Annotated in this window: 27 protein-coding genes, 2 pseudogenes and 2 other annotated features; of the genes and pseudogenes, 10 read left to right on the forward strand and 19 right to left on the reverse strand. The window is 67.0% G+C overall.

Features of this window, described 5'->3' with window-relative positions:
- The first annotated feature begins 51 nt into the window (after positions 1 to 51).
- From ABC271_RS17965 to ABC271_RS17975, 3 genes are all read left to right on the forward strand, one after another.
- Positions 52 to 1,352 (forward strand): IS3 family transposase gene (locus tag ABC271_RS17965; RefSeq protein WP_283715845.1). Its coding sequence is split into 2 segments (ribosomal slippage): positions 52 to 346 and positions 346 to 1,352, totalling 1,302 coding nucleotides; the frame shifts between segments, so codons are not numbered across the junction.
- Positions 330 to 482 (forward strand) — a sequence feature (AL1L pseudoknot). It overlaps the preceding gene by 153 nt.
- Complete coding sequence (locus ABC271_RS17970) at positions 1,292 to 2,176, forward strand: IS481 family transposase (protein WP_412926274.1); 885 nt, start codon at positions 1,292 to 1,294, stop codon at positions 2,174 to 2,176. Before ABC271_RS17965 ends, ABC271_RS17970 begins: the two co-directional genes overlap by 61 nt.
- A gap of 9 nt (positions 2,177 to 2,185) precedes the next feature.
- A complete protein-coding gene (locus tag ABC271_RS17975; protein ID WP_228178109.1) occupies positions 2,186 to 2,704 on the forward strand; it encodes a gamma carbonic anhydrase family protein in 519 nt (172 codons plus the stop codon).
- A gap of 15 nt (positions 2,705 to 2,719) precedes the next feature.
- On the opposite strand, the gene ABC271_RS17980 is transcribed toward ABC271_RS17975, so the two are convergent.
- From ABC271_RS17980 to ABC271_RS18035, 12 genes are all read right to left on the reverse strand, one after another.
- The gene (locus ABC271_RS17980; protein WP_195691666.1) at positions 2,720 to 3,415 is read right to left on the reverse strand and encodes an alpha/beta fold hydrolase; all 696 of its coding nucleotides are present in this window, start codon (positions 3,413 to 3,415) and stop codon (positions 2,720 to 2,722) included.
- Entirely contained in the window at positions 3,405 to 5,171 is a 1,767-nt protein-coding gene (atzF, locus tag ABC271_RS17985; RefSeq protein ID WP_286932984.1) for an allophanate hydrolase, read from the reverse strand. Before atzF ends, ABC271_RS17980 begins: the two co-directional genes overlap by 11 nt.
- The gene (biuH, locus tag ABC271_RS17990) at positions 5,168 to 5,872 is read right to left on the reverse strand and encodes a biuret amidohydrolase (RefSeq protein WP_412926228.1); all 705 of its coding nucleotides are present in this window, start codon (positions 5,870 to 5,872) and stop codon (positions 5,168 to 5,170) included. The genes atzF and biuH (ABC271_RS17990) overlap by 4 nt, the downstream gene beginning before the upstream one ends.
- Positions 5,869 to 6,888 carry a ring-opening amidohydrolase gene (locus ABC271_RS17995; protein WP_195691667.1) on the reverse strand — a complete coding sequence of 340 codons (1,020 nt, stop codon included), beginning with the start codon at positions 6,886 to 6,888 and terminating at the stop codon, positions 5,869 to 5,871. The genes biuH (ABC271_RS17990) and ABC271_RS17995 overlap by 4 nt, the downstream gene beginning before the upstream one ends.
- On the reverse strand, positions 6,888 to 7,613 hold the full coding sequence (biuH, locus tag ABC271_RS18000) for a biuret amidohydrolase (protein WP_195691668.1): 726 nt from the start codon (positions 7,611 to 7,613) through the stop codon (positions 6,888 to 6,890). The genes ABC271_RS17995 and biuH (ABC271_RS18000) overlap by 1 nt, the downstream gene beginning before the upstream one ends.
- 79 nt (positions 7,614 to 7,692) lie before the next feature.
- A complete protein-coding gene (locus ABC271_RS18005; protein ID WP_195691669.1) occupies positions 7,693 to 8,334 on the reverse strand; it encodes a GntR family transcriptional regulator in 642 nt (213 codons plus the stop codon).
- A gap of 49 nt (positions 8,335 to 8,383) precedes the next feature.
- A complete protein-coding gene (locus ABC271_RS18010; RefSeq protein ID WP_228178107.1) occupies positions 8,384 to 9,199 on the reverse strand; it encodes an ABC transporter ATP-binding protein in 816 nt (271 codons plus the stop codon).
- Positions 9,196 to 10,608 carry an amidohydrolase family protein gene (locus ABC271_RS18015; protein ID WP_195691670.1) on the reverse strand — a complete coding sequence of 471 codons (1,413 nt, stop codon included), beginning with the start codon at positions 10,606 to 10,608 and terminating at the stop codon, positions 9,196 to 9,198. Before ABC271_RS18015 ends, ABC271_RS18010 begins: the two co-directional genes overlap by 4 nt.
- Positions 10,605 to 11,633: an adenosine deaminase gene (gene add / locus ABC271_RS18020; protein WP_228178106.1), complete on the reverse strand. Its 1,029-nt coding sequence runs from the start codon at positions 11,631 to 11,633 to the stop codon at positions 10,605 to 10,607. The genes ABC271_RS18015 and add overlap by 4 nt, the downstream gene beginning before the upstream one ends.
- Before the next feature lie 2 nt (positions 11,634 to 11,635).
- Positions 11,636 to 12,427: an ABC transporter permease gene (locus ABC271_RS18025; RefSeq protein WP_195691672.1), complete on the reverse strand. Its 792-nt coding sequence runs from the start codon at positions 12,425 to 12,427 to the stop codon at positions 11,636 to 11,638.
- Positions 12,424 to 13,206 carry an ABC transporter permease gene (locus ABC271_RS18030; RefSeq protein ID WP_195691673.1) on the reverse strand — a complete coding sequence of 261 codons (783 nt, stop codon included), beginning with the start codon at positions 13,204 to 13,206 and terminating at the stop codon, positions 12,424 to 12,426. Before ABC271_RS18030 ends, ABC271_RS18025 begins: the two co-directional genes overlap by 4 nt.
- A complete protein-coding gene (locus ABC271_RS18035) occupies positions 13,203 to 14,249 on the reverse strand; it encodes an ABC transporter substrate-binding protein (RefSeq protein ID WP_412926229.1) in 1,047 nt (348 codons plus the stop codon). Before ABC271_RS18035 ends, ABC271_RS18030 begins: the two co-directional genes overlap by 4 nt.
- A gap of 114 nt (positions 14,250 to 14,363) precedes the next feature.
- Between ABC271_RS18035 and ABC271_RS18040 the strand changes: the two genes are divergently transcribed.
- The 3 genes and pseudogenes from ABC271_RS18040 to ABC271_RS18050 all read left to right on the forward strand — a co-directional run.
- Positions 14,364 to 14,747: a histidine phosphatase family protein gene (locus ABC271_RS18040; RefSeq protein WP_267189647.1), complete on the forward strand. Its 384-nt coding sequence runs from the start codon at positions 14,364 to 14,366 to the stop codon at positions 14,745 to 14,747.
- 47 nt (positions 14,748 to 14,794) lie between these two features.
- On the forward strand, positions 14,795 to 15,154 hold the full coding sequence (locus tag ABC271_RS18045; RefSeq protein ID WP_408904883.1) for a histidine phosphatase family protein: 360 nt from the start codon (positions 14,795 to 14,797) through the stop codon (positions 15,152 to 15,154).
- Positions 15,087 to 15,248 (forward strand): annotated as a pseudogene (locus ABC271_RS18050) (gamma carbonic anhydrase family protein); the annotation flags it as partial. The gene ABC271_RS18045 and the pseudogene ABC271_RS18050, both read left to right, overlap by 68 nt.
- On the opposite strand, the gene ABC271_RS18055 reads toward ABC271_RS18050, so the two are convergent.
- Positions 15,245 to 15,562: a hypothetical protein gene (locus ABC271_RS18055; protein WP_195691675.1), complete on the reverse strand. Its 318-nt coding sequence runs from the start codon at positions 15,560 to 15,562 to the stop codon at positions 15,245 to 15,247. The pseudogene ABC271_RS18050 and the gene ABC271_RS18055 sit on opposite strands and share 4 nt — an antisense overlap.
- A gap of 10 nt (positions 15,563 to 15,572) precedes the next feature.
- Positions 15,573 to 15,884 (reverse strand): annotated as a pseudogene (locus ABC271_RS18060) (integrase core domain-containing protein); the annotation flags it as partial.
- A 53-nt stretch (positions 15,885 to 15,937) separates the two neighbouring features.
- On the opposite strand from ABC271_RS18060, the gene ABC271_RS18065 reads away from it, so the two are divergent.
- From ABC271_RS18065 to ABC271_RS18080, 4 genes are all read left to right on the forward strand, one after another.
- On the forward strand, positions 15,938 to 16,258 hold the full coding sequence (locus tag ABC271_RS18065; RefSeq protein ID WP_167760810.1) for a transposase: 321 nt from the start codon (positions 15,938 to 15,940) through the stop codon (positions 16,256 to 16,258).
- Positions 16,216 to 16,368, forward strand: a sequence feature (AL1L pseudoknot). (Overlaps the previous gene by 43 nt.)
- Positions 16,264 to 17,094 (forward strand): IS3 family transposase, encoded by an 831-nt coding sequence (locus ABC271_RS18070; protein ID WP_412926230.1) that lies wholly within the window; start codon positions 16,264 to 16,266, stop codon positions 17,092 to 17,094. It overlaps the preceding feature by 105 nt.
- Positions 17,034 to 18,383 carry an IS30 family transposase gene (locus tag ABC271_RS18075; RefSeq protein WP_459564428.1) on the forward strand — a complete coding sequence of 450 codons (1,350 nt, stop codon included), beginning with the start codon at positions 17,034 to 17,036 and terminating at the stop codon, positions 18,381 to 18,383. Before ABC271_RS18070 ends, ABC271_RS18075 begins: the two co-directional genes overlap by 61 nt.
- A complete protein-coding gene (locus ABC271_RS18080) occupies positions 18,367 to 18,735 on the forward strand; it encodes an integrase core domain-containing protein (protein WP_412926231.1) in 369 nt (122 codons plus the stop codon). Before ABC271_RS18075 ends, ABC271_RS18080 begins: the two co-directional genes overlap by 17 nt.
- 333 nt (positions 18,736 to 19,068) lie before the next feature.
- Here the strand turns inward: ABC271_RS18080 and ABC271_RS18085 are convergent, their stop codons facing one another.
- The 5 genes from ABC271_RS18085 to ABC271_RS18105 form a co-directional block, all read right to left on the reverse strand.
- Positions 19,069 to 19,452 carry a hypothetical protein gene (locus ABC271_RS18085; protein WP_412926232.1) on the reverse strand — a complete coding sequence of 128 codons (384 nt, stop codon included), beginning with the start codon at positions 19,450 to 19,452 and terminating at the stop codon, positions 19,069 to 19,071.
- 70 nt (positions 19,453 to 19,522) lie between these two features.
- On the reverse strand, positions 19,523 to 19,885 hold the full coding sequence (locus ABC271_RS18090) for a single-stranded DNA-binding protein (RefSeq protein ID WP_412926233.1): 363 nt from the start codon (positions 19,883 to 19,885) through the stop codon (positions 19,523 to 19,525).
- Between the two features lie 12 nt (positions 19,886 to 19,897).
- Complete coding sequence (locus tag ABC271_RS18095; RefSeq protein ID WP_412926234.1) at positions 19,898 to 20,143, reverse strand: glutaredoxin domain-containing protein; 246 nt, start codon at positions 20,141 to 20,143, stop codon at positions 19,898 to 19,900.
- A gap of 346 nt (positions 20,144 to 20,489) precedes the next feature.
- Positions 20,490 to 20,807, reverse strand: coding sequence for a hypothetical protein (locus tag ABC271_RS18100; protein WP_412926235.1), 318 nt, complete (start codon positions 20,805 to 20,807; stop codon positions 20,490 to 20,492).
- Positions 20,807 to 21,439: an AAA family ATPase gene (locus ABC271_RS18105; RefSeq protein WP_412926236.1), complete on the reverse strand. Its 633-nt coding sequence runs from the start codon at positions 21,437 to 21,439 to the stop codon at positions 20,807 to 20,809. The genes ABC271_RS18100 and ABC271_RS18105 overlap by 1 nt, the downstream gene beginning before the upstream one ends.
- Between the last annotated feature and the right edge of the window lie 180 nt (positions 21,440 to 21,619).

Below are 21,619 nucleotides of genomic sequence, written 5' to 3' on the forward strand. Positions count from 1 at the left end.
GAAGCGCCCCGGGTCTGATGGAGGCTCTCAAACCAGTGAAGGATGAGAGTCATGGCAGCACCACGGAAGTACAGCGAGGAGCTCAAGGAGCGCGCGACGCGGATGGCGCTCGACGCGCGACGAGATCCCGCGACGAAGACCGGAGCGATCAAGCGGATCGCCGACCAGCTCGATATCCATCCCGAGGCCCTGCGCACTTGGGTCAGGCAGGCCGAGATCGACGCCGGTGAAGCGCCCGGCACGACGACCGCGGACACGCAGAAGATCGCCGACCTCGAGCGGGAGGTCCGCGAGCTGCGGCGGGCGAACGAGATCCTGAAGACCGCGTCGGCTTTTTTCGCGGCCGCGGAGCTCGACCGCAAGCTGAAGTAACCGAGGTGCCCACCGCGGTGCTCGTCGACTACATCGATGAGCACCGCGACCGGTTCGGGGTCGAGCCGATCTGCCACGTCCTGCGTGACGCGGGCCTGAAGATCGCCCCGAGCACCTACTACGCCGCCAAGACGCGCCCGCCGTCTGCCAGAGCGGTCAGAGACGAGCAACTGAAAGCCGACATCGCGGCTGTCCATGCCGACAATCTCGGCGTCTACGGGGCGCGGAAGATCCACGCCGAGCTGAACCGGGAAGGCGTCTCGGTTGCCCGTTGCACCGTCGAGCGACTGATGCGCGAGCTCGGCTTGCGAGGGCTTCGGCGCGATAAGCAGGTCAAGACCACCTCGGGTGATGGCGCGGAGACGGAGCGGCCAGCGGATCTCGTCGGACGAGCGTTCACCGCGACGGCACCGAACCAGCTCTGGGTCGCGGATCTGACCTATATCCGCACCCATGCCGGATGGGTCTACGCGGCGTTCGTGATCGACGTGTTCAGCAGGCTCGTCGTCGGCTGGCAGGTGTCCACGAGCCTGCGTACGGACCTCGCGCTCGACGCGCTCGATATGGGGCTCTGGCAGCGCCGCCGGAACGGGCAGGACACGACCGGGCTCGTCCACCACAGCGACCGAGGAGTCCAGTATCGCGCCATCCGCTACACCGAGCGCCTCGCCGAAGCCGATGCCGTCGCTTCCGTTGGAAGCAAAGGCGATTCGTATGACAACGCGATGGCCGAAGCGTTCAACTCGCTGTTCAAGGGCGAGTGCATCCGGAACCCAGCGATGCGGCCGAAGGGCGGCTGGGCGTCGATCCGCGATGTCGAGATCGCCGTCGCCGAATATGTCGACTGGTTCAACCAGCGGCGACTGCACGGCGAGATCGGGCACGTCCCGCCGGCCGAGTTCGAGCGGTCGCATTGGGCATCGCTCGACGCGACCCGATACGCTCACGAGCAGGTTCCGATCGGAGCCGGTTCCAGATAACCGAGCCTCCACGAAACCCGGGGCGCTTCACCCCGACGCACCGTGTGAAGAAGATCGTGCACCTGCGGATCCGCAAGCGCCTGGGGCCGGTCCAGATCGCCGACCGCGTCGGGATGCCGGCCTCGACCGTCCACGCGGTGCTGAAACGGTGTCGACTGAACCGGCTCTCGCATGTCGATGTGAAGACCGGGGAACCCGCCCGCCGGTACGAGCACGACAAGCCCGGCGCGCTGATCCATGTCGACGTGAAGAAGCTCGGCAACATCCCCGACGGCGGCGGCTGGCGCTACGTCGGACGGTCCCAAGGCGACCGCAACCGAGCAGTCACGGCCAAGCGCACCGGAAAGCGAGGCATCGCCGGCGACATGGTCACCGGCACCGCCTACGTCCACACCGTCATCGACGACCACTCCCGCGTCGCTTACGCCGAGATCCACGACGACGAACGCGCCGAGACCGCGATCGGCGTCCTGCAACGGGCCGTGTCCTGGTTCGCCGACCGCGGCGTCCGCGTCGAACGGGTCCTCTCGGACAACGGCCCCGCCTACCGCTCCCACGCCTGGCGACGCGTCTGCGCCGAGCTCGCCATCACACCCAAGCGCACACGTCCTTACCGTCCGCAGACGAACGGGAAGATCGAGCGATTCCATCGCACTATGGCCGACGGTTGGGCCTACGTGAAGCACTACAACAGCGAATCAGCCCGCCGCGCAGCCCTGCCCGCCTGGCTGCACTTCTACAATCACCACAGGCCCCACACTGCGATCGGGAAGCTCCCGCCCATCAGCCGGATCTCAAACAACCTGCCTGGGCAGTACAGCTAGGCTGGCGGAATGCCGGTCATCCTCCCCTTCGACGGGCACGAGCCCGACATCTCCGCCGACGCCTGGGTCGCCCCGAACGCGTCCGTGATCGGCAAGGTGCGCATCGCTGCAGATGCCAACGTCTGGTTCGGCGCGGTGCTGCGCGGCGACATCGACGAGATCGTGCTCGGCGAACGCAGCAACCTCCAAGACAACGCGGTGATCCACACCGAGGCGGGCAACCCGACGATCATCGGCGCCGACGTCAGCATCGGCCACGCCGCCGTCGTGCACGGCTGCGTCGTCGAAGACGGATGCCTCATCGGCATGAACGCGACCGTGCTGAACGGCGCCGTCATCGGCGCGAACTCGCTCGTCGCCGCGGGGGCGGTGGTGCTCGAGGGAACCGTCGTTCCGCCGCGATCGCTCGTCGCGGGCATCCCCGGCAAGGTGCGGCGGGAGCTCACCGACGAGGAGGTCGCCGGGCTGCTCGGCAACTCCGCGCGCTATGTGCCGCGGTCGAAGATCTACCGCGCGGCCGAGGTCTAGAAGACCGCCGCGAGGTCACCACCAGAACCTCGCCCACCCCGAACCTCCGTCATCGATCCCCGGATGCCCGGGCGCATCCAATCCGGCGACCTCGCGCACCAGGGCGGCCAGCCTCGCGGGCTGCTCGTATGTGACGAAGTGCCGGGAGCCTTCGATGGTGCGAGTCTCGTAGCCCAGCCGCCGCAGCTCTCTCGCAACATGGTGCCTGGGCGCAGCCGACCGAGACCCCGTCGTGACCACGCATCGGGGTCCCCCGACCGGTCGACGTCGAGGCTGAAAGCTGCGGAACATGGCGATCTCCTTCGCCGTCGTCGCGTCGACGTCTCCGTGGTCATCGAGCAGGTCGACCGACCACCTCCTGCCATAGAGCGCCTTACCCACCGCTGTCGTCCCGCCACGGCGAAAGGCCTCGGCGGTCGGGGAGAGAAGGTCCGGCACCAGGTTCCCCGCCGCCGGCTCATGGAGGACGAATCCATGGCACGCGGCACCCATGCCCGCGAGCGCGAGACCGAGGGTTGCCCCGCCTGACATCCCCACGATGACCGCGCCCGCCGCATACTCGGCCAGCCACTCGATCTCGTCCTCCAACCGACCGGTCTTCGGGCGACGAAGCGCCCGGAGCTGTGGAATCAAGCGCTTCAGAGGATCCCAGACGGCAGGTGAGGCCGCGACCCCGTGAACCGCGAGGATCGGGACGTCGTCAGCTGGCATCGGCCGCCCTGTTGAGATCATCGGCCGCCGCGGCCATATACGAGCGCCACCCGCCGTACGCGGTGATGTCACGCGCTCCCTCGAGCGCCGTCGGATCGCAGACGAATCCGTGGACGGCGGTGCCGTCGTCGAGCTCGAGCGTGCCGATCGCCAACGGTGCACTCACACCGCGGAGAAAGGACCCGACGGTAGCAGTCGGAAGCCGATAGACCTCGACCTCGATACGAGCGCCTTCTCGTAGATCGGTCACCAGCCCGGGACGTCGCGGCTCGTCGCCGGGGAGCGCGTAGAGCCGGTACCGGGGTGCGGTCATCGTGCGCCGGCTCAGGAGCCCGCCGCGATCGGTGATTTGGTGATGAAGTCCGAACCCCTCGAGATGGGCGCCGACGACGGCGACCTCCATCAGCGAGTCCTGGTCGACCGCATCCGCGAGCGCCGACGCCAGCCCTGCGAGTTCCTGGTCGGCACCGGAAGGCCCATGAAGGGTGACACCGAAGGGGACGTGCGCCGCCGTACTCCCCGCCGGGACCGCGATGGCGCACATGTCGAGCAGGTTGGTAAAGGTCGTGTAGGTACCCAATTGCGCGTTGAGTTCGACGGGGTCAGCGCGCATCTGCTCGACCGTGTAGGTCTTCGTCACCGTGGGAGTGAGCAGAGCATCGACCGAACGGAGGATGTCATCCGCCTCCCGCCGCAACTCCCACACGCGGTGCATACTCGACCAGACCTGTGCGGCCGACATCGCACCGGCGCCCGCCAAGATCTGGCGCACGACCGGGTCGACGTCGTCTCGGTCCTCCTCGAGCGCGACCGAGACGGCGGTCGCGCGCTCAGCAAGCCACGCACCGCCATACAGGTGACGACCTGCCTCGAGAAGCGGGGTGTAGTCGATCTCAACCAGTTCGGCTCCGGCTCGGACGAGGTCGGCACGGACCCGACTCCACGCGTCCTCCTCGCCACGCTCGCCCCATCCGGCGACAACCTCAGGCACGCCCAGGCGGACTCCGGCGAGCGAGACCGAAGCAACCCGGGCGGAAGGAACCGGGAGCGGGCGCGACCAGGGGTCCTGATCATCGAAGCCGGCGATCACCTGAGCCACGATGGCTGCGTCGGCAACCGAGTTCGCCATCACCGAAACGCAATCGAGCGACCGGCACGCCGGCACGACACCGCGAGTGCTGACAAGGCCCACACTCGGCTTGAGACCGACGACCCCGTTCAACGCCGCGGGAACGCGCCCGGACCCCGCGGTATCGGTCGCCAGAGAAAACGCAACCAGGCCCGCCGCAACAGCTACCGCGGATCCTGATGACGACCCGCCGGAGATGAGGGAGCTATCGTGGGCCGAGGAGGGCGTCCCGTAAGGAGAACGGGTACCGTTCAGACCGGTAGCGAACTGGTCCAGGTTGGTCTTGCCGACGAGGATCGCGCCTGCCGCGATCAGGTCGCGAACCACGGGTGCCGACTGCTGGGGGCTGTAGGCGAAAGACGGGCACGCCGCCGTCGTCGCCCACCCCTCGACGTCCATGTTGTCTTTGACCGCGAAGGGGATGCCCCAGAGCGGAAGACGATCGCGATCGGCAGGATCGAGTGCTTCAGCATCTCGGACGAGTCGATCGGAGACCGAGATCCAGACTCCGTCACGTCCTCGCGCATCGATCGCAGCCAGAGTGCGCTCCGCCACATCGCGAGGTGTGCAGGTTCCCCGCCGGTACGCGGAGTGGAGGCGGGCGATCTCCATGCGAGGAGAGATCACCGCGCGGATCCCTTACCGAACGCGTCATCCAGCGCCGACGACTCCGCGACCGCACCGAAAACACCCCCCTGCATGGTGATCATCTTCAGCGCCGCCTCGTAGTTTCCGTGATCGGTGGCGCCTGTGCAGTCACTGAGCAGAAGGCACTCGTAGCCGCGATCGTTCGCCTCCCGCATCGTCGTGTGCACGCAGACGTCGGTTGTGATCCCCGTCAGAATCAGATGAGTGATCCCCCGAGTGCGCAAGATCACGTCGAGATCGGTTCCGTAGAACGCCCCCTTGCCAGGCTTGTCGATGACGATCTCGCCCACGAGAGGTGCCACTTCGGGCACAATCTGCCACCCGGGTTCCCCGCGTACGAGGATGCGTCCTCCCGGTCCTGACGACCCGATCTCGGCACCGATCTGCTGCGAGCGCCAGAGTTTGTTGGGCGGGCAGTCCGAGAGATCCGCCCGATGACCCTCGCGAGTATGGATCACCTGGAGGCCTGCCGCGCGAGCGGAACCGAGGATCCGCGCTGTGGGCGCGAGTCCGCGTCGGGTGAGTGTGAGGTCGTACCCCATGCGGTCGACGTAGCCACCGATCCCGCAGAAGTCCACCTGCCAGTCGATACACAGGAGCGCGGTCGACTGGGCGGAGAACGTTCCGTCGAACGGCCACGCGTACGGTGTGGCCGCTACCGGCCCGAATCTGCTCGTCATCGCCTCGTCTCACCTCCGCCCGTGGGTTCCTGCCACACCACCGTCACCGGACCTCCTCCAGGTGGCCCTTGGTTCTCGGCGCCTCCGGAGACGTAGATCGATGTGCGCCCGAACACCCCCGCTAGAAGGCCTCCTACGGCCGCGCGCGCGTGTCGTGTCGACGAGAGGTCGGTGTCGGTGAGCATCGTGTGCCGTAACCCTCGGATCCGCCCGTCCGGACTCGCCTCGGCCTTCGCGAAGACCTGCACGATGGTGCCGCCGGCGGCTCGGATGCGATCGCGGAGCGCGACGATCTCCTCCACGTCGATCGCGTCGTGCATGACCACCGTCTCAGCGTTCAGCTGTCCGCCGGGGTCGAGTCGAGACCCGAACGCCAGCACGAGGCACCGGTCGAGCTCGATACCGGCGGAAGCCGAAGCGACCGCCGACCAGACAGAAGGATCGCCTGCGAGGCCTTGGTCCGCTTCGACTCCGCCGATCTCTCCGCACGCGAGCGCGACGCCCAGCGAGCTAGCCGCTCGGGATCGCGCCATCGATAGGTAGGGATCATCCGTCACGGCCCCGCCTCTCGCTGACACGATCTGCTCGGTCGTCAGCAAAGGGCATTTCACGAGCACCATGTGGGCGTTGCGTGGATCAAAGCCTCCGTTGCGGCACGCTTCGAGCGTCGCCGCAGCGACCGCGTCGACCTGCTCTCGGCGCCCGAGCCCTTCGACAGATAACCGAGGGGTCTGCGCGAACCCCGCCGCAAGTCGCCCGTTGCCTGATGTCGAACCCTCCGAAACCACGGTGACATGCGGGCTGAGGACTCCCTCAGTGCCGCCCGACATGACGGTCAACGCCGGTTCCGAGAGCCCCTCGGTCCAGGCGCGAGTCGCGAGAGCCCGGCTGAAGTCGTTAACGCCGCCGTTCCCCTCCGTCTTTCCGATGACGGCAAGGACCCTTCGCCCGAACACCCTGTCGACCGGGGCGTCGTCGGGGGCAGCAACCGGCACGACCGTCAGATCGACATACATCAGCGCGTCCGGTCGTCGGCCGGGAGCGATTCCGCACCCAGCGCGGCGAGGACGGAGTCCGATGAAGCGACAGCCGCGAACAAGCCGCCCTGCATCGTGAGGATCTCGATCGTCTGCAAGTGCCGGGCGCGATCGGTCGCGGCCGTGCAATCCGACAGCACGAGTACCTCGAACCCGCGATCGTTGGCCTCCCTGATTGTGGTCGACACGCAGACATCGGTGGTCAACCCCGTAATCAGCAGATCGGTAATCCCCGCCATGCGCAGAATGTGCTCGAGGTCGGTGGCGTAGAACGCACCTTTGCCGGGCTTGTCGATGACCGTCTCACCCGCAAGCGGGGCCAACTCGGGGATGATCTCCCACCCAGCCTCGCCTCGAATCAGCACGCGTCCCAGAGGCCCGACGGACCCGATCTCGACCCCCTGACTGGCGGAACGCCACCTCTTGGTGTCGGGCAGATCAGAGAGATCGGGGCGGTGCCCTTCTCGCGTGTGGATCACCGTCAGCCCGAGTTCGCGCGCCCGCCCAAGCACTCTTTGGGTGGGTTCTATCGCCGCACGGGTCAGGCTGATGTCATAGCCCAGCGAATCAATGAATCCACCGCTGCCGCAGAAGTCGACCTGCCAGTCGATGCAGAGCAGAGCCGTGCGCGTGAGATCGAGTTGACCGTGCCACGGCCAGGCATAGGGATCCGCCTGGATCGCCTGCGGTGTTGTCGTGGTCACTATGACTCCCTTGCTCACCTCGATCGTATACGACCTACCGGAGAGGGCCGGCGTCGGAGTGTTACCGCCGTGTTAAACCTCAGCGACGGATGAGCTCGTCGAAGAACGCAAGGTCGCCGAGGACGTGCTCGCGCATGAGATGAGCCGCGGCCTCCTCGCCGCCGAGAATCGACGCGCAGATGTCGCGATGCTCATCCCACGACCCGGCAGCGCGCGCAGCCAGCTCCGCTCCGAATATCCAACTGAGGCGGCTGCGCAGCGTCCTCAGCATCTCGACGAGTTCTCGATTTCCGGAAGCAATCGCCACCGTGTCGTGGAATCGCTCCACCAGCTCCGAATGGCGCTCGGGTTCGGTCACCGGGTCGAGGGTGCTGCCCTCTTCTGTAAGAGATCGAAGTTCGCGTGCCATCGCCCCTCCGTGGGCAGCCGCGGCAAGCCGCGCCGCCATCGCCTCGAGTTCGGCGCGGATCGCGATGAGCTCGCGGGTGCCCGATGACTCGGGCTGGGCGACTATTGCACCCTTGTATTTGCGCAACTCGAGAAAGCGCTGCTGCTCCAGCACCTGAAAGGCCTCGCGCACGGGTACTCGGGAGACGTCGAAATCGGAAGCAATCTCCTCCTCGCGAAGCCGGCTGCCGGGAACGTACGAGCCATCGATGATCCGTCCCCGGATCGCGGCGGCAATCACGTCGCGCAGGGGAAGCCCAGCACGAGAAGCCATGCTCCTCACTCTAGGGACCAACCCCGCCAGATGCCGAGTTCCGGTCGCCTCAGCTGGATGCTCCCCCGCTTGCGGACGATTCCGCCTCCGTCGCGTCCAGTCGCGCGTTCAGCCCGTCGACGATGCGATGCAAGCGATCATCCCGCAGCAGATCCGGCTCACGGGGTCGCTCGAACCCCACTTCGACGACATCGGCGACCTGCGCCGGTCTGGCGCTCAGCACGACGACTCGGTCGGCGAGGAACACCGCCTCCTCGACGCTGTGCGTGACGAGGAGCGTCGTGATGCGCAACCGCGTCCACACCGCCTGCAGCTCCACATTGAGTCGTCGTCGCGTCACCGCGTCGAGCGCTCCGAACGGCTCGTCCAGAAGCAGAACGGAGGGATCCAGAGCCAGAGCCCGCGCGATCGAGACTCGTTGACGCATCCCGCCGGAAAGCTGGGACGGGCGCGCATCGGCGAAGCCCCGGAGTCCGACCAAGTCGATCAGATCATCTACCTGGTGCCGATCGACGTCACGGCCCGCGACTCGGAAAGGGAGCTCAATGTTCTTGCGCACCGTCAACCACGGCAGCAGTGCGTGGTCCTGGAACGCGACACCCAGGCGATGATCGCGCGCGAGGACTCGCGGATGCTCACCGGCGATCGTCACGGACCCCGAAGTCGGCTCGTCAAGTCCGGCAATCATCCGCAAGATCGTCGACTTCCCCGAGCCCGACGGGCCGATGAGCGCGACGAACTCCCCCTCGGCGATCTCCAGGTCTACCCGCTTGATCGCCTGGACCGACGCTCCGCGCTTCAGCCGGAACGACTTCGAGACCGCCTCGACCCGCACGCTGCGCCCGAGAGGCGCGCCGGCGTTCATCGGCCCACCTGGAGTCGTGCGCGGTCCGCGATGCCGCGGGAACGCTCCGAGGCCTCCCGCACCAGGGCCGCGAGGTCGCCGTCAGCGCCAAGGAAGGTAGGAACGCCGCGTTCGACGACGACCCGACCGTCGACTATCACGGTACGTACCGCGACCGTGGGTTGCAAGAATACGAGCGCCGCGTACAAGTCGGCCGCGGGCGTCATCCGCGGCTCCTCCAGATCAAGGATGACGAGGTCGGCGCGCTTGCCGACCTCGATCGATCCGATCAGGTCATCCATACCCAGAACCCGCGCTCCCTCGATCGTTGCCATTTCCACGACCCGCTGCGGACTGATCGCCCCCGGGTCACGACTCACCGCGCGGTGCAGGAGCGCCAGGAGCTTCATCGAACCGAAGAGATCGACCGCATCCGAGCAGTTCGCATCGTCCGTGCCGATCCCCATCGGGATGCCCGCCCGGAGCATTCGCGGAACCGGCGCGACCCCGGCGCCTAGAAAGGCGTTGCTCGCCGGCTGCGTCGATACCCGGGTGCCCGATTCTGCGAGCAACCGGATCTCACGATCGGAGACGTCGATGCAGTGCGCCGCGAGCAACCTCTCATCGAGCGCACCGACGCTGTCGAGATACTCGACCGCGCCCATCATGTGCTGCACGCGCTCCCGCTCGTCCTCGGCGACGTGCATCGTCCACATGGTTCCGCGCTCGCGCGCGATCTGTCGGCTCCGCTGCAGGGCGCGTCGGGAGACGATTCCGGGGATCGCCGGCGACGGCCACACTCGGATCCGACCCTCACCGGCCCTGTCGTACCTCCGCACGATCTCATCGAGGTCGGCCAAGACGCGATCGGTGTCGACGAAGATGTCGCTGTCCGGAACGTCCGGGGCCTTCGCACGGACCGCGCCGAGATAATCCTCGAAACCCGGCGCAGGCTGGTCGGCGAACATGCGAGCGTATACAGCGCGGATGCCGCTCTCGACGAGGGCCTCGACAGTGCTCGCCGCGGTGGAGACCATGGAACGCGTTCCAGCATCCTCGTTGTCAACGATCGTCGTCACACCGTTCATCAACGCCTCCGTCGCGAACAGCAAGGTCGCGCACCGGATGTCGTCGTTCTCGTACACGCTCAGGCCCGGGTACAGCACGTTGTAGAGCCACTCGTAGAGTGGCCGATCGTGGGAGTAGCCGCCGCGAAGCAGGATCTGCGGCACATGGGTGTGCGCGTTCACGAGTCCCGGGATCACCGCGCGCCCCGCCGCCTCGATCACCCGCGAGCCGACGGGAATCTCGACGTTCGATCCCACTGCGACGATCTCGCCGTCCTCGACCAACACGGTCGCCCGCTCGAGGTCGCGGCGCTCATCGTCCATCGTCAGCACTCGCGCGTCAACGATCGCCACCGCGCTCATGCCCGCGCCTCCTCGCCGGCTGCCACCGCATCGAGCTCCGCGAGCAGCGCGCTACGACGGTCATCGTCGCAGAAGGCCGACTCGATCGATGTTCGCGCGATGGCGAGAAGGTCATCGCGCTGCCAGCCGAACGCCCGCGCGGTCGCGGCGTACTCCTGGTCGAGAATCGATCCCAGGGCAGTGCCGTCGTCGGTGTTGAGGCTGATCCGCACCCCGGCTTGCCGCAACTCCTCGACTGGATGCGCGGCCCGGCTCTCGGTAAATCCAAGAGCGACGTTCGACCCCGGGCAGATGCCGAGCGGGATGCCTCGGTCGGCGATCTCGGCGACCAGCGCCGGTTCCTCGATCGCGCGGAAGCCGTGATCGATACGATCGGCCATCAGGAGGTCGATCGCATCGCGGACACCCTCGGGACCACTGGACTCCCCTGCGTGAACGGTCCGGTAAATGCCACGGGATGCCGCGCGGCGGAAAGTGTCGGCGAACCTTGCGGACACACGCCCGGCAACCGCTTCGTCGCCGTCGATCGACAGGGCGACCACCCGCGGATGGTCCCGCTCCAGCATCCAATCCAGCAGTTCATCGGCCTCAGCGGCGGATTGCTGGCGCAACAAGCTCAGGCACAGGCCAGTCGACGGGAGTCCGTCCTGTTCCGCCTCTCGCCATCCGGCGTCGAGGGCGTCGACGAGTCCCGCGATATTTCCGCGCCAGGCCTCCCAGTGGGTCGGGTTGATGATCACGTCGGTGTAGCGGATGCCGCTGGCCGCCTGCCTCTGGGCGAACCGATAGGCGACGGATGCCGCGTCGTCGGCGGTCCTGACCAGCGACGCACCCCAGTCGAGGAACTGGAGAAATTCGGTGAGTCCGTCGAAATCGAAGAGCTGCTCGGCCGGTCGGCGAAGGGGCACCCCGTACTTGCCGGCCAGTCGCATCAGCTCCTCCCGGTCGATGCATCCGTCCAGGTGCACGTGGACCTCGGCTTTGGGTACCGTCCGTACCCAAGCCTCGTCGATGTTGTCGTTCACGATCATCCCTTCCCATTACTGCCGTCGTGATAAGCCGCTTCGAGCCACCGCGTCACGGCCGAAGCCAGCCCGAAGAATGCGAGAGAGAGCACTGTGGCGACGATGGCGGCACCCCAGGATCGCGACATGTCGTAGGAGACCCGCGACACCACGAAGAGCTGCCCGAGACCCGACGACCCGACGACGAACTCGGCGAGCAGCACCCCGACCACCGACCCGACCGCAGAGAGCCGGAACGCCTCCAAGAGCGAAGGGACCGCGGCCGGGAGATCGAGCCGCCGGAACCTCGTCCATCTCGAGGCTCCCAGCACCGTCAGCAGGTCCTGCTTGCTGCGCGAGGCGGAGGCCAGACCGCGCGACACCAGGACGAACGCTGGAAAATACGCGACCAGTGTGGCGACGACCAGCACGGTCGGCGTTCCGTAACCGACAATCCGCGCGAAGATCGGAACCATCGCCACCATGGGAACAGCGCGGACGATCAGCACCGCGGGCCGCACCGCCGCACGCACGACTCCTGAGAGATGGGCCGCGATGGCGAGTCCGATGCCAAGCAGTTGTCCCAGGACGAGACCCGTCGCGGCCAGCCCGGCGCTCACCGTGAGGTCGGGAAGATACGCATCCGGATGTCCGACCAGGTCGGCGAGAACACTCGCCGGGGAGGGCATGACGACCCGGTTGACCTGCCCGATCACGACCCACAGCGCCCACGCGGCGACGATCGCCACGACCGCCACGTTGTCCCAGGCGAACCGGGCGACCGCTCGCCCGATAGCCGTCACGCGCGCGTTCACAGCCCGAACCTCGCCGCGCTCCGCCGGGCGAGTGACGCAGCGCCGCCGTAGACGATGCTGGCGGGCACTGCGGTCAGGACCCCCGCCGCCCACAGCAACGGGATGTCGTAGTTCTGCATCGAGTTGATCAGCAGGGGCCCGATGCCCCGGGCGGAGCCGAACCACTCGCCGATCACCGCCCCCAACAGGGCCGCGGGAATCGCCAGCTGAAGAGCCGCGAACACCGCTGGGAGCGCCGCGGGCGCTTCCAGCTGCGCGAGCACCGCGATCCGCCGGGCACCCAGTACGGCAAACAGGTCCTCCTGCGCCGCCCGTCGGGTCCACAGCGCGGAGCAGATGACGACAAAGGCAGCGAAGTAGGCCGCTGTCGCCGCCAGCGCCGCGGGCACGACGGCGCGGGGCAGAAGGACCATGAGCAGCGGGCCGAGGGCGACGACCGGAACCGCCTCGACGAGAACCGCGAAGCGCTCCGCCGGGCGACGCGTGACCGGCATCAGGCGGGAGAGCACCGCGGTCGCCACCGCGGCGCTGATTCCGATCACGCCGCCGAGAAGCCCCTCCTGGACGGTCACCCCGAGCGCCCCCCACAACCTCGGCGCACGCGCGGGATCGACGATCACCCACAACACGTCGGTGAGGGGTGGCCAGGAGGTGGAGAGGACCCCGGTCCGGCCGATGATCTCCCACGCCGAGGCGAAGAGGAGCACGCCGATCACGATCTCGATGGTCTTTCGGGACCGCGTCGCCGTGCCGACCGGACCGAGGTCCTGCACAGTCATCGGAGCAGGGTTGCCGATCCGCCGAAGACCTCGTCGAGCAGCGATTCGTCAACGTAAGTCGCGACATCAGGAAGATCGGTCATGCCCGCAGCCCGCAGGATCGGGTACATCTTCTGCTCGATGTCCTCCGCCGAGATCCGCAACAGACCCGACTCCGCGGTGAGATCGCTCGTCGTCATCGGGATCTGATTGATGTTCTCCTTGATCTGCTGGCTCAGCGAGAGTCCCAGGTCGGCTCCCCACACGTCGACCGCGAGCTGCGCGGCCACTTCGGGGTCGTCGGCGTTCTTCTCCCAGCCCTTCACGGTAGCCCGCAACCAGGCGACAACCAGGTCGCGGTTCTCTTCCAGGTAGGTGCGGTCGACGAAGATCATGTTGGAGTAGACATCCAGACCCAGGTCCTGCCACGACACGCTGGTGTAGTCCACACCCTGCTCTTCGAGGATGAGTCCCTGGTTGGTGGCGAAGGCGGTGATCCCGTCGACGTCTCCGTTCACGAGCGCTTGCACGTCGTAGCCGATCGGCACGAACTCGTAATCCGGCTCTAGCCCGTTGATGGTGAAGATGGCATCCAGTTCACGCTGCTGCCCCTGGGGGCTTCCGATGCGCTTGCCGATCATGTCCTCGACCGAGTTGATCGGGTTCTCGGAGAGCGACAGGATTGCCAATGGGCTCTCCTGGTAGACAGCACCGACGAGCACCACGTCGGCTCCCTCCGACACGGCGTCGATGAACGAGGTGAAGTTCGTATCGAGTCCGATCGGTGCGTCACCGGATGCGACGATCTGAACGGTGTTGGAGACGTTGGGGCCGCCCGGCAGCCATTCGGCGACGATGCCCTCCTCCGCGTAGTAGCCCTCGCTCTCGGCGATCCACATTCCGGCGAACTCCACGTTGGTGACCCAGTTCAGCTGTGTCGCCACGACCGGAAGGGACTCTTCCTCGGTCGATGGCTCCGCCGCACAACCGGCGATCGTCAGCATCCCCACCATGGCCGCACCCGCCCAGGCGAGACGCCTATCGCGGTGGCTTGAAGTCTTCATAAGCCTCTCAATTCTCGCGGCAATCATGACGCGATCTCTCGCGTTTTGTATACGATCCATGCTCGCTGGCTGTCGTTGCGCGGGCATGGCCTGAACATTTCCAGCGTGTAAAAGATGCTGCGCCGCCCGCAGGGGCGGGTCACCGGCGCCGTTCCCGGCACTGAAGCGTTCGGCGAGCACCCCGAAGTCAGGCGGTCGCTGCGATCCTCAGGATCACAACGCCGACGATCGACGACCCCCGCGATCCGGGAATTCGCGCGGCGATACCTGGGCGTGCTGCCGTGGCGCCTCGCCCACCGGGCGCGGTTCCTCCTGCTGGTGGCGCCCGTGAGGCTCGTCGTCGTGGGCTCCGGGGCGGTCTGGACCCGTGGTCGGCGTGATCGGTGCCTTCACGTCATGATCGTCGCGTTCATCCGGCATTGTCAGGCCGACTGGAACGCCGAGGGACTCATCCAGGGATCGAGCGACATCCGGCTCAACAACACCGGACACCGATAGGTGGCGGATACCCCGATGACCCTGCGCTCACTGCCGTGGATGCGGTCGTGAACTTCCCGCTCCTGCGCGCCCGCGAGACGGCCCGCATCATCGCGGAAGGGCTGAACACCCCGTTCGGCACCGCGTATCCGAAGCTCGCCGAACGCGACTACGGCGAGCTGGAGGGCACCTCGGCCGCCGCCGCGATCGCGCGCTGGCCCGACCGGGAGTATCCGGGCGCAGCGTCGCTCGACTCCGTCGCTGTGCACGGGGTCGTGGCCCTGACCCGCATCGCCACCGACTTCCCGGCAAGGCGGTGCTCGTGGTCTGCCACGGCACGCGAGGTGGTGGTGCTCGAGGGGCACGATCGTGCCGCCGCAGTCGCTCGTCGCGGGCATCCCGGGCAAGGTGCGCCGCGAGCTCACTGACGAGGAGGTCGCGGGGTTGCTCGGCAACTCCGCGCGCTATGTGCCGCGGTCGAAGGTGTACAAGGCGGCGGAGGGTCAGGACGCCGCGGGTTAGGACACCGCCGCGATCCGCAGGATCACGACGCCGACGACCGGCACCAGCGCGACGACCAGCGCCAGGATCGCGATGCCGCGCGCGAGACCGCGCACGAGGCAGACGATCGAGATCACCAGCGCCGCCAGCACGAGCGCGGCTCCGGCGAGGAACAGCACGATGAATCCACCCGCTCCGCTGCCGCTGCCGTCGAGGGCGGCGGGAACCCCGAGCACGAAGCCGGCGTACATGGCGGCGGTGCCAAGCACGGCGAGCAGGAGGGCGATGCCGGCAGGGACGCGGGTGGGGCTGACGTAGACGTCGCTGTCACTCATGGCGACCACCCTAGGTGTAGCGACCCGTGAGGTTGTGAAGGCGGCAGGTGGGGGTGTGGCCTCCGAGGGCGGTGTGGGGTCGTCGGTGATTGTATTCCTCGAGCCAGTCGGCGTAGGTGGCTGATCTTGCCGCGTTCGAGAGGTAGGTCGATGCGTAGGCCCACTCGGCGGCGAGGGTGCGGTTGAATCTCTCCACTTTCCCGTTCGTCTGTGGCCGGTAGGGGCGGGTGCGGATGTGCCGGACTCCCTCGCCGAGGGCCGCGGCGAAGTCGTGGGAGCGGTAGCAGGAGCCGTTGTCGGTCATGACGGCTTTGACGGTGAGGTGAAGCGCCCCGGGTCTGATGGAGGCTCTCAAACCAGTGAAGGATGAGAGTCATGGCAGCACCACGGAAGTACAGCGAGGAGCTCAAGGAGCGCGCGACGCGGATGGCGCTCGACGCGCGACGAGATCCCGCGACGAAGACCGGAGCGATCAAGCGGATCGCCGACCAGCTCGATATCCATCCCGAGGCCCTGCGCACTTGGGTCAGGCAGGCCGAGATCGACGCCGGTGAAGCGCCCGGCACGACGACCGCGGACACGCAGAAGATCGCCGACCTCGAGCGGGAGGTCCGCGAGCTGCGGCGGGCGAACGAGATCCTGAAGACCGCGTCGGCTTTTTTCGCGGCCGCGGAGCTCGACCGCAAGCTGAAGTAACCGAGGTGCCCACCGCGGTGCTCGTCGACTACATCGATGAGCACCGCGACCGGTTCGGGGTCGAGCCGATCTGCCACGTCCTGCGTGACGCGGGCCTGAAGATCGCCCCGAGCACCTACTACGCCGCCAAGACGCGCCCGCCGTCTGCCAGAGCGGTCAGAGACGAGCAACTGAAAGCCGACATCGCGGCTGTCCATGCCGACAATCTCGGCGTCTACGGGGCGCGGAAGATCCACGCCGAGCTGAACCGGGAAGGCGTCTCGGTTGCCCGTTGCACCGTCGAGCGACTGATGCGCGAGCTCGGCTTGCGAGGGCTTCGGCGCGATAAGCAGGTCAAGACCACCTCGGGTGATGGCGCGGAGACGGAGCGGCCAGCGGATCTCGTCGGACGAGCGTTCACCGCGACGGCACCGAACCAGCTCTGGGTCGCGGATCTGACCTATATCCGCACCCATGCCGGATGGGTCTACGCGGCGTTCGTGATCGACGTGTTCAGCAGGCTCGTCGTCGGCTGGCAGGTGTCCACGAGCCTGCGTACGGACCTCGCGCTCGACGCGCTCGATATGGGGCTCTGGCAGCGCCGCCGGAACGGGCAGGACACGACCGGGCTCGTCCACCACAGCGACCGAGGAGTCCAGGGCGGATTCAATCGGTCGTCGCAACACCTTGACAGCGGAGGTGAGCGGTGGCGACGAAAGACTGGGTTGCGAAGACCGGCGATGCGCCCGAGGGGGTTCGTCGGCAGTGGCGCGCGGATCGGGCTCTCAGGCCGCCGATGCGTTCGCCCGGACGGCCTGCGCCCTCGAAGGCGGTGCAGCGACAGTTCTGGCGGCTGATCGCGACGGGCATCACGTCCGCGGAAGCTGCGATCGCGGTGGGCGTGTCCGTGCCGGTCGGGATGCGCTGGTTTCGCCACGCTGGCGGCATGACGCCGCTGAGTCTGACCGAACCGTCGGGCCGATACCTGTCCTTCGAAGAACGCGAGGAGATCGCACTCATGCGCGCGAAGGGCAAGGGCGTGCGCGAGATCGCGCGTGAGCTGGGCCGGGATCCGGGAACGATCTCCCGGGAGCTGCGGCGGAACGCGGCGACGAGGAGCGGGAAGTCGGAGTATCGGGCGTTGGTGGCGCAGTGGAAGGCGCAGGAGTCGGCGAAGCGACCGAAGGTCGCGAAGCTGGTCGTGAACGACGCGCTGCGTGAGTACGTGCAGGACCGTCTCGCGGGGAAGGTGCGCCGGCCCGACGGCACCGCGGTCGAAGGGCCGACGCCGCCGCCCTGGAAGGGGTTGAACAAGCCGCATCGGGCGGACAGGTGCTGGTCGCTGGCATGGAGCCCGGAGCAGATCTCCCACCGGCTGAAGATCGACTTCCCCGATGATGAGTCCATGCGCATCAGCCCCGAGGCGATCTACCAGTCGCTGTTCATCGAGGGCCGCGGCGCGCTCAAGCGCGAGCTGGTGGCCTGCCTGCGCACCGGGCGAGCGCTGCGTCAGCCGCGGGAACGGTCGCGGAACAAGCCGCAGGGGCATGTCACCGCGGACGTCGTGCTCTCCGAGCGTCCCGCCGAGGCTGCCGACCGCGCGGTTCCCGGGCACTGGGAGGGCGACCTGATCATCGGCACCGGTCGCTCGGCGATCGGGACGCTCATCGAGCGTTCCAGCCGGTCCACGATGCTGGTGCAACTGCCCCGGCTGGAGGGCTGGGGCGAGCAGCCCGTGGTGAAGAACGGGCCCGCGCTCGGTGGTTACGGCGCTCTCGCGATGAACGCCGCACTGGCCGCGTCGCTCACCACGCTGCCCGTCCAGTTGCGCCAGACCCTCACCTGGGATCGTGGGAAGGAACTCTCCGGGCATGCGCAGCTCACCCTCGATACCGGCACGAGAGTGTTCTTCGCCGACCCGCACTCGCCCTGGCAGCGCCCGACGAACGAGAACACCAACGGGCTGCTGCGGCAGTACTTCCCGAAGGGCACCGACCTGTCGCGGTGGTCGGCCGAGGACCTCGAAGCGGTCGCTCTCGCGCTCAACAACCGGCCCCGGAAGATCCTCGGCTGGCGCACCCCGGCGGAGGTGTTCGCCGAGCAGCTATCCTCGCTTCAACAGCCCGGTGTTGCATCGACCGGTTGAACTCGCCCAGTATCGCGCCATCCGCTACACCGAGCGCCTCGCCGAAGCCGATGCCGTCGCTTCCGTTGGAAGCAAAGGCGATTCGTATGACAACGCGATGGCCGAAGCGTTCAACTCGCTGTTCAAGGGCGAGTGCATCCGGAACCCAGCGATGCGGCCGAAGGGCGGCTGGGCGTCGATCCGCGATGTCGAGATCGCCGTCGCCGAATATGTCGACTGGTTCAACCAGCGGCGACTGCACGGCGAGATCGGGCACGTCCCGCCGGCCGAGTTCGAGCGGTCGCATTGGGCATCGCTCGACGCGACCCGATACGCTCACGAGCAGGTTCCGATCGGAGCCGGTTCCAGATAACCGAGCCTCCACGAAACCCGGGGCGCTTCACGCTGCGAAGGTCGCCAAAGTAGGTCGGTCCGTGCGAATCCTCCGTGACTCGGCCGACGACAGGCTGCACGATGACCAGGTGGTCGAGGACGGGCTGATCCCACACCATGCAGTCGCGGTAGACGTGGCCACGGTAAGCCCCGTCTACGCCGTCGACGATGCGGGGCAGCTCGTTGGCGTGGATCGGTAGCAGAAGCGAGTTCTCGGGCGTCAGGGTGATGCTGTGCTCGGTTCTTGGGTCAGCGGCTTGGGCCGCGTCGAGCATGGCGTCGACGAGCCTTTGGACGTGGGTCGGTGGGCCGTTCATTCGTCGCCGGCGTTTCTTGCGAGTTCGTCGAACCACCGCACGACGCCGTTGGCGGAGTGGGCGGCTCGGAGGGCTTCGGAGGCGGTGCCGAGCGCGGCGGCGGCCCGTTGAAGCTCGGCGGCGGCGGTGATGGTGCCTGTCGCTCCGTCTCCTCGGTTGTCTTCGCCCGCATAGTGCCGGCCGTCGACGACGCGCGAGTGCCAGGCTCCGAGCTGCTGGCACACCTGTTCGAGGTCGTCGACTGTGGCGACGAGCTCACCGAGAAGTGTGTAGGAGTCGAACGGCGCCGGGACGTCTCGGGTTGAGTGCGCGAGGGTTCTGGCCTGGGCTGAGAGGTCGCGGGCGACCTCGACCTGGCGGTGTTGTTCGTTCTCGGCCATGTCTTACCTTCTCTGGGTCACTGACACGGCCGGGGCGGCTCTGATGCGCCCCGGCCGGGTCGTGGGGTGGCTACTGCTGGTCGTCGCGGGCGTTGCGGCTGATGGTGACCGTCGCTCGAGCGAGGTCCGCGCCGATGCTGTCGGCGTCGATGACGCGGCCGTACTGCTTGTTGGCGTCATCCCCCCAGCTCGACGTGTGCTCGCGTCCGGTGACGATCACGGCGTCTCCCTTGTGCAGGGATGCGGCCGCGTTCTCGCCCAGCTCGAACCGGGCTTCGATGAAGTGGGTCGTCGGGGTGTCGTGGGCCTGCCACTTGCCCTGTCGGTACTCCCCCGTGTTCTCGATGACGCGGAGCTTGGTGATCTGGATGCTGCCGGCCTGCACGACCTCGGGGTCGGCGGCCAGGTTTCCGGTGATGGTGCGCGTGGACATGGGTGTCTCTCCTTATCGGTTACTTGCGATGCGGTCGATGTGGTCGGGGCGGAAGCCGCTCCAGTGGTCCTCGTCGGTGATGACGACGACGGGTGCTTCGGTGTATCCCAGGTCCTCGACGACGTAGGTACGCGCCGCCTCGTTCTCTCGGATGTTTACCTCTACGAATTCGATGCCCTTGGTCGTCAGCACTTTCTTGGTGAGTGTGCAGCGGGCGCATGACGGGCCGGTGGTGTACACCGTGATCTGCTCAGCCATTGCTCTTGCCCTTCTCCCTACCAACCGTTTTTCTTTGCCTTCCGGCAATCGAGGGATTAACGGCGAGCGGAGCGGAGGGAGCAACGGTCCGTGGAATACCGGACTGAGCGCAGCGAGGGAGGATATGCCGCGAAAGCCGTTGGCCCGGAGTGGAGCCGTCGTATCCTCGACAGCCGGACAGGTCAAAGAATGCGTGAGAGTCACTGTGCCGCGCAGCGGCTCCTCTAGCGGGCCGGCCTCCGTGCCGGTGCGCCTGGTGTTGCTCTACGCCGTGCACGCGGGTCTGCTTTCAACGTACTTTCAGAGTGATATCACTGCGATAGCGCGTCATCGTGGGCCGCCGAGGCTATTCGCGGTGTTCGGCTCGGAGGACTTCGAGGCCGCGTTGCAGGGCGCGGAGCGCGGTCTTGTGCTGACTGCGGTCCTCCAGGCCTGCGACCTCGGCCAGTTCGGACGGGAGGGTCGCGTCGGGCCAGCGGATTAGCAGCGTCTTGGCCACGTCGGCCGGCCACTCCCCCGGCTGCGTGCTGCGCGCCGGTGCGACCTGCCGCGGCGGCGTCGGCGCTGAAGCGACGGGTGACGGCGCTTCGGGGGGTGTGTCTGCGGCGGCACCGAACGCCTCGATAGCTGCCGGGTCTGCCTGGGGTCGCTTCTTGATTGCCATTACGCCACCAACTCCGCTGCGAGTTCCTGAATCTCTGCCTTGGCCTTGGGGTTGCTCCACTCGACGACGCCGAGTCCTTCGCCCACGACGTCGCGGTAGGCCTTCCGCTCGTAGATCACTGTCTCCAGCGGGCGGATGCGGGGGTAGTCGGCCAGGTACTCCCCCGCGTCGGTGCGTTCGGTGATGTTCGGATTGGCTGGTGCCTGTGTGATCAGACCGCGCACGTCCAGCTCGGGATTGAAGTCGAGGGCCTGGTCAATGACTTCGGTCATGTGGCCGAGTGTGTCGAGGTCGAGCTGGCTGGGCCGGACAACGACGACGAGCTTGTCGGCGGCGGTCATGCCCGTGCGCATCTCCTTGCTGTCTTTACCGGCGACGTCGACGATCACAACGTCGTAGCGGGTGGCGAGGTCCTGCAAGGTCTGATGGATGCTGCCGATCTTCTCGACGCACGCGATCGCCGGCTCGTGGCCCTGTTCTTCGCGATCGGCGTGCCACCGGGCGGCGGAGCGTTGCGGGTCGGCGTCGACGAGGCACACGTCCTTGCCGCGGCGGGCGTACTCCACGGCGAGGTTGACGGCGATGGTCGTCTTGCCGGGGCCGCCCTTCTGGCTTCCGACGAGAATGATCATGGTTGCACTCTACTTTCGATGTGGTAGCGGTTCGGTATCAACACGGTTTCAAACTGATAGCAGTTGCAAACTAATAGCACCATGAAAGTGTTCTGATATTAGAATGCCATGCTATCGCTGTAGATGCAACGTGCATCCGTAGTGATATCACTTGGTGGTTTCACAGTGATATCAGTGGGG

Source organism: Microbacterium canaveralium (assembly GCF_047238045.1).
Lineage (GTDB): Bacteria > Actinomycetota > Actinomycetes > Actinomycetales > Microbacteriaceae > Microbacterium.